This is a genomic window from Chitinimonas sp. (assembly GCF_041904975.1).
Lineage (GTDB): Bacteria > Pseudomonadota > Gammaproteobacteria > Burkholderiales > Chitinimonadaceae > Chitinimonas.
The window spans coordinates 1-6,692 of sequence record NZ_JAYRLZ010000233.1 but is presented as its reverse complement, the minus strand read 5'-3'; the positions used below and the strand labels follow the sequence as shown (position 1 = coordinate 6,692).

6 protein-coding genes are annotated in these 6,692 nt (G+C 58.5%); 2 read left to right on the top strand and 4 right to left on the bottom strand.

All coding sequences use genetic code 11. The features are described from left to right. Positions 1-142 precede the first annotated feature (142 nt). Positions 143-1,081: a formimidoylglutamase gene (gene hutG, locus ACE3OH_RS17510; protein WP_374356054.1), complete on the top strand. Its 939-nt coding sequence runs from the start codon at positions 143-145 to the stop codon at positions 1,079-1,081. Between the two features lie 100 nt (positions 1,082-1,181). On the opposite strand, the gene ACE3OH_RS17505 is transcribed toward hutG, so the two are convergent. The 3 genes from ACE3OH_RS17505 to mpl form a co-directional block, all read right to left on the bottom strand. Beyond that, positions 1,182-2,483, bottom strand: coding sequence for a hypothetical protein (locus ACE3OH_RS17505; RefSeq protein ID WP_374356053.1), 1,302 nt, complete (start codon positions 2,481-2,483; stop codon positions 1,182-1,184). Positions 2,484-2,710: 227 nt separating this feature from the next. Beyond that, positions 2,711-3,223: a Crp/Fnr family transcriptional regulator gene (locus tag ACE3OH_RS17500; RefSeq protein WP_374356050.1), complete on the bottom strand. Its 513-nt coding sequence runs from the start codon at positions 3,221-3,223 to the stop codon at positions 2,711-2,713. 30 nt (positions 3,224-3,253) lie between these two features. Continuing rightward, on the bottom strand, positions 3,254-4,645 hold the full coding sequence (gene mpl / locus ACE3OH_RS17495) for a UDP-N-acetylmuramate:L-alanyl-gamma-D-glutamyl-meso-diaminopimelate ligase (RefSeq protein WP_374356047.1): 1,392 nt from the start codon (positions 4,643-4,645) through the stop codon (positions 3,254-3,256). 96 nt (positions 4,646-4,741) lie between these two features. Here mpl and ACE3OH_RS17490 point away from each other — a divergent pair, with 96 nt between their 5' ends. Continuing rightward, complete coding sequence (locus ACE3OH_RS17490) at positions 4,742-5,683, top strand: GGDEF domain-containing protein (RefSeq protein WP_374356044.1); 942 nt, start codon at positions 4,742-4,744, stop codon at positions 5,681-5,683. Between the two features lie 39 nt (positions 5,684-5,722). Here the strand turns inward: ACE3OH_RS17490 and ACE3OH_RS17485 are convergent. After that, a partial coding sequence (locus ACE3OH_RS17485) for a glutamine synthetase family protein (RefSeq protein ID WP_374356041.1) occupies positions 5,723-6,692 on the bottom strand: 970 nt, incomplete at its 5' end.

Genomic DNA, 6,692 nt, shown 5'->3' with positions numbered 1-6,692 from the left:
GGGCAAGCGGGCTGACCTCGCACTATGGCGCATCGAGCGGCCGGCCGAGCTGTGCTACTGGCTGGGCGGCGAGCCGCTGGTGATGCGCTGGCACGGCGGCATGCCGGTGCTGCGCTGAATTCAATTCTTACCAAGGATAGCTATGCACACTCCCGCCGATATGACCCTGTGGCAAGGCCGCGTCGATGCCGAAGAAGGCCCGCTGGCACGCCGTTGGCACGACCGGCTGCAGGCGCTGCGCCACGATGCGCCGGCCGGCATCGCCCTGCTCGGTTTTGCCTGCGACGCCGGCGTGCAGCGCAACCAGGGCCGCACAGGCGCGGCCGAAGGTCCGCGTACCATTCGCAAGGCGCTGGCGAATCTGGCCTGGCACCATGAGGGCCATATCTACGATGCCGGCGACGTAACCTGCGAGGGCGATGCGCTGGAAGCGGCGCAATCCGAGCTAGGCCGCCAGGTGGCGCATTTGCTGGGAGAGGGTCATCTGCCGCTGGTGCTGGGCGGCGGCCACGAGATCGCCTATGGCAGCTTCCTTGGCCTTGCTCACCATGCTGAGCGCCAGGCGGACAAGCCCACTATCGGCATCATCAATCTCGATGCGCATTTCGATCTGCGCGGCGGCCGCCAGGGCAGCTCCGGCACGCCGTTTCGGCAGATCGCCGAGGCCTGCGCAGCCAATGGCGCACCGTTCAACTATCTGGTATTCGGCATTTCCGAGCCGGCCAATACCGAAGCGCTATTTCACCGGGCACGAGAGCTCAATGTCACTTGGCGTGGTGATGAAGACTGTATCCGCGAACACCTAGAAGAGCTGCTCGACACCCTGACCTTCTTCGCCGACGAAGTCGACTGGCTATACCTGACGGTGTGTCTGGATGTCCTGCCTGCCGCCACCGCCCCCGGCGTATCGGCCCCAGCTGCTCGCGGGGTGGAGCTGATGGTGGTGGAGGCCCTGATCGACGCCGCCAAGGCCACCGGCAAGCTGATGCTGGCCGATATCGCCGAATTGAATCCGGTCTTCGATAAAGATGGCATCACCGCCAAGGTGGCGGCGCGGCTGGTGTGGCGGCTGGCGAGGTAGGACTGGTTGGCGATTGATTTGTCAGACAGTAGTTCGGCACTAAATGTTCAGGCTGCAAACGGAGAATTGATCGATTCTCCGTTTGTCGTTTCATGTGAGGTCAGAACGCAAATGAAGGGCTGTCATACAGAATCGTTTTTCCATTGATTCTGTAACCAACAAACACCTTGACATGCGAAGCTTTCAACCAATCATCTTTTATCTGCTCATGGCTTCCGAGTATCTCAATCGTGTTGGCGTTCAAGAGGCGTTGTTGATTCGAGTCTGGAATGGTGTCGCCGGCCTTCAGCGGTATCCAAGCGGTTCCGGATTTGTAAAACGATTGATTGTCGATTTTTGCAATCACAATCATCTGCACATCTTGGTTCAGGTCTTCCTGTCGTGGCGTAAGGGCAACGGCCAGGGCTGCCGAGCCGCTGGCGTCAACTGATTTAGCCGGAATAACGGAGAAATCAGAGCCGGATAGGTCAGCATTGGAAAGAATCGGATCGCCAAATTTGTCATAGCTTATCGACTCATACTCTGCCTGGAATAACGATTTGACGGCAGTGCCAGCCAAATTCATCGATAGTGGCGGGCCGCCATAAATGTTGACATATACCCAGTCGCCCTTCGGATTTGCCTTGGCTGCGGGAAGAACGTCGCCAGCAATAATTATCTGGAATTGGCCAGCGCCTTCTGCGCCAGCCAATAGCTCATCACCCGAAAACAATTTCTCTAGACGCGAAAAGCCATTGACAGGGATGATGGGAAATCTTTGTGCAAACTGGTCAACCTCGATGACTGATGGTGTCGATGTCCTGCCGTTAGGGCTGCCTTTGCGCATTGAGACAAACATCGGCGTCGATTGATAGGTGGTGAGTTGAAAAGTCAGCTGAATTGCACCGGCTGGAAGCCAAAACTTGAACGAGGACGGAATTGTTGCTGGATTTTTGTCAATGTCATCTTTGTCGATATTGGGGCTGCCACTAAAAGTCAAATTCTGGCTTGGTTGGAATTGTATCGCATTGCAAATTTCATTCCACTCGATTTGCATTGAGCATCGTGTGACAGTGCGTAAAACTGGATCATTTGCAAGATAGTTGTTGTTTTCGTGCCAGCCATGTGTGTACAGAAAATTTTGGTTTTGATTGGCTAGCTTATATGCTTGGCGTTGATCCAGGTTAATGGAAGAGTGAATTGATGGGTATTTGATTTGTGGTGGTTTGTTCGGGATTTTTCCCGAAAAAAGATTGCCGGGTTGTGTGCTCTGGTTGTCGAGTAAGGTTCTCGGAAAATTATTCTGCGGAGCCTTGCTGAAAGGTTGCTTGTTGGTGTTGATTGAGTGGTGATCATTTGCTCCGGGTGCTGCCATTATGGGTGTTGCGTGTAATAGCATTACCAGCCAGTAATGGTTTTTCAAAACTATTCTCCTGATGGGGTCTGCATGTTGGTGGTTGATCTTTTGCTTCTGCGAGCAATGCCATAACGAATGCTTGCTAGGTTTGCTAATTTTTCAATAATTTTTTTCTAAGAAATTGCTGAATGATTCATTTGCGTGGTCTCCTTGGTAATTCGCGATTTGGAATGCTTTGTGGTTTGAATGCACTGTGCGCCTGTCTCGATAAACTTAGGGGGGCTCTAAATTGGCTACCCCACAAAAAACCGCTGCGTCTGGCTCGCCACTTTCTCGAATGCTGAGCGGGTCTCGGCCTGTTCGGCCAGTTTGCTCAGCATGTCGTCGGTTTCGCGCAGGCGTGAGGCCATCATGATGGCGAGGTTGCGGTAGAGCTTGCCTTCCAGGGTGGTAAGGCGGAACAGGCTGGCGCGCTCGGCGACCAACACCCGGGTATCGCGCAAGACTTCGATGCTGGCAGTGCGGTTGCCGAAATCCAGCAGGGCCAGCTCGCCGAAGGTATCACCGGGTCCAAGGCGCGCCAGTTCGGTTTCGCCATTGCCCACCCGTCGCTTGACCGCCACTTCGCCCGACAACATCACATACATCTGGTAGCCGGTATCGCCTTCTTCGATCAGCCGTTTACCCGCTGCGTGCTGCTCCAGCTTGCTGGCGTCGAGAAAGGCCTGCGCCTCGCTCACTTCAAAGCCGGCAAACAGGCGCACCGACTGAACCAGTTTTAGTACCAGTGCTTCATTGCTTGGCATGCCCAGCCCCTCGTCTATGTTTGCCGCAGTTTAGCCAGCACGCAGCGCCAGCGCATCCAGCAATTTCTGGTGGATGCCGCCAAAGCCGCCATTGCTCATCACCAGGATATGGTCACCCGGCCGTGCCTCGGCGCTGATGGCGGATACCAATTGATCGAGCTGATCATGGGTCTGCGCGCGCTCGCCCAGCTCAGCCAGCGCCTGTGCCGGGTCCCAGCCCAGGTTGGCGCTATAGCAGAACACCCGATCGGCCTCGTGCAGGCTGTCAGCCAGCTGCGCCTTCATGGTGCCCAGCTTCATGGTGTTGGAGCGGGGTTCCAGCACCGCGATGATGCGCGCGGCGCCTACCTTGCGGCGCAGTCCGGCCACCGTGGTGGCAATGGCGGTCGGATGGTGGGCAAAGTCGTCGTATACGGTGATCTGCTTCACCGTGCCGCGCACTTCCATGCGGCGCTTCACATTCTTGAATTCGGCCAGTGCGGCAATCGCCACCTCGGGCGTCACGCCGATATGGCGGGCGGCGGCGAGGGCAGCCAGGGCGTTGAGCTGATTGTGCTCGCCCAACAGGCTCCAGCGTAGCCGGCCTTGCGGCAGCTCATTGAACAGCACCTCGAAACCATCGTCGTACTGGCTGCCGATCTGCCAGGCGCCGCTGCCGCCAAAGCGCTCCACGCTCGACCAGCAGCCACGCGCCAGCACCCGGTCGAGGCTGGCTTCGCGGCCATTGGCGATGACCAGGCCCAGTGCCGGCACCGTGCGCACCAGATGGTGGAACTGGGTTTCGATGGCGGCCAGGTCGGTAAAGATGTCGGCGTGGTCGAATTCCAGATTGTTGAGAATGGCGGTGCGTGGCCGGTAATGGACAAATTTCGAGCGCTTGTCGAAAAAAGCGCTGTCGTATTCATCGGCCTCGATGACAAAGAACGGCGATTGTCCGCCTTTTTCCTGGCGTGGCTCGCCCGGCAAGCGCGCCGATATGCCGAAGTTTTCCGGTACGCCGCCGACCAGAAAGCCGGGCGCGAGGCCGGCGTATTCCAGTATCCAGCTCAGCATGGCGGTAGTGGTGGTCTTGCCGTGGGTGCCGGCGACCGCCAGTACCCAGCGCGGCGACGACGGGTTTCGCAACACGTTTTCCGCCAGCCATTGCGGGCCGGAAATATACGGCAGACCCGCGTCCAGTATGGCTTCCATCAGCGGATTGCCACGGGTGATCACATTGCCAATGACATAGATGTCGGCCTTGAGATTGATCTGATCGGGCGTGTAGCCTTCAATAAGGGTTATCCCCGAATTTTGCAGCTGGGTGCTCATCGGTGGATAGACATTGGCATCGCAGCCGGTCACCGTGTGGCCTGCGGCGCGGGCCAGCTGGGCAATGCCGCCCATAAAGGTGCCGCAGATGCCAAGAATGTGGATATGCATGGGCAAGTTCCATAAAGCGCCATGACCCGAGCGATCAGCGAGCCGGGAATGTCGCTCCGCTAAGATTGGCAATTAGAGATGAAAAATGAGCGCTCGATGACCTCACCGCACTCACCGTCGCTGACCCCGGCTGATATCGCCCGGATCGCCTTGAAACGACTGGCCGAGCTGGGCCTGCCGCCGACGCCCGAAAATTACACCAAATTCTACAATGCCATTGCCGCAATCAAGTCGCCGATGGACAAGAGCGATGAAGAATTGAAGAGCGCCTACCAGGTGCTGTTCCGTGTATCTGACGTATTGGAAGGGATGAGCGACACCTCGGAAGAGCTGCTGGCTGACTTGAATCGCGGTGAGGCGGTGATGACGCATTCGCTCGATGCGATCAAGTCCGGCCTCGATCGGCCTCGGCTGGAGGCGGTGCTCAATGAGTTGATTGCCTCGACCGACACGGTGTGCCAGACCGTCAGCGCCTCGCATCGAGATCTGCAGCAGCTCAAGGAGGCAATGGACAAGATCCAGTCCGACCTGGCCATCAACCGCAAGACGCTGGAGCAGGATCCGCTCACCGGTGCGCTCAATCGCCAGGGCATGGAGCATCTCTTGGCCAAGGAAGTGAAGCGGGCGCGGCGCGCAGCTCATGCGCTGACGGTCGGGATTCTCGATCTCGATGAATTCAAGCAGGTAAACGACAAGCACGGCCATCTGGTCGGCGACAAGGTGCTGGTGCATTTCGCCAGCATCCTCAAAGCCGTGCTGCGCGAAAGCGACACCCTGGTGCGCTATGGCGGGGAGGAATTCTTGTTGCTGCTGCCCGAGACCAATCTCGACGGTGCGCGCTTTCTGGTGGACCGGCTACGCCAGGTCAATGCCCGCACGCCGTTCTTTCATCATGCCAGCCATATCGATATCCGCTTTTCCACCGGCATTGCCCAGCTCAAGGACGAGGAAAACGGCCATGCCATGCTGATCCGGGCGGATGAGGCCATGTACCGCGCCAAAAATAGCGGGCGCGATCAGGTGGTGATGGCGGATTGAGCGCCCTTGCTGTCGGCTGGCCTTGCAAAGGCCGGCACTTTACACCTGCGGCAGCAGGTAGCGCCGCTCCCAGGCGCTGATTTCACCGAGATAGCTGTCGTACTCCAGCCCTTTTACCGACAGATAGGCTTGCACCAGCTCGGCACCGAGCAGGTGCGCAGCTGAACGGCTTTGCGCCATCTGCTCGTGGGCAACGATAAAGGTGCGGGCCAGGCCATAAGCATGGTCGTAGCCATTGCCGCTGATCGGCTCGCTGGGCCGCAGTTTTTCCTGCATGCCGGCGAGGCCGGCCGCCAGGCTGGCGGCGATGGCGAGGTAGGGGTTGGCATCGGCGCCGGCAATGCGGTTCTCGATGCGCCGTGCTGCCGGGCTGCTATTGGGCACGCGCAGGCCGGCAGTGCGATTGTCATAGCCCCATTGCAGATTGATCGGCGCCTGGCTGCCGGTGACATAGCGGCGGTAGGAATTCACGAACGGTGCATAGATCAGCATCAGATCCGGGGTGTAGGTCTGCAGCCCGGCAATAAAGCTGAAGAACGCCTCGCTGGGGCTGCCGTCGCTCAGGCTGAAGATATTGGCGCCACTGGCGTCGACCACGCTCTGGTGCAGATGCATGGAGCTGCCGGCCTCGCCGGCCATCGGTTTGGCCATGAACACAGCATTGAGCCCATGCTTCAGGGCAATTTCCTTGGCGGCATATTTGAACAGGAAGGCCTGGTCGGCCACTTCCAGCGGGTCGCCATGCAGCAGATTGATTTCATACTGGCTGTTGCCCGCTTCGTGGATCCAGGTATCGGCGGCGATGCCCAGGGTGTCGATGGCGGCGTGGAATTCATCCCAGAACGGTGCCAGCTCGTTGAGCATATTCAGGCTGAACGCCGATTGCCCGACCTCGGCCCGCCCACCGCGCCCGACTGGTGCGGTGAGTGGCAGATCGGGGTTGGTATTGGCGGCAGTCAGGTAGAACTCGATTGCCGGCGCCACGCTGGGGGAGAGGCCACGCGCCTGG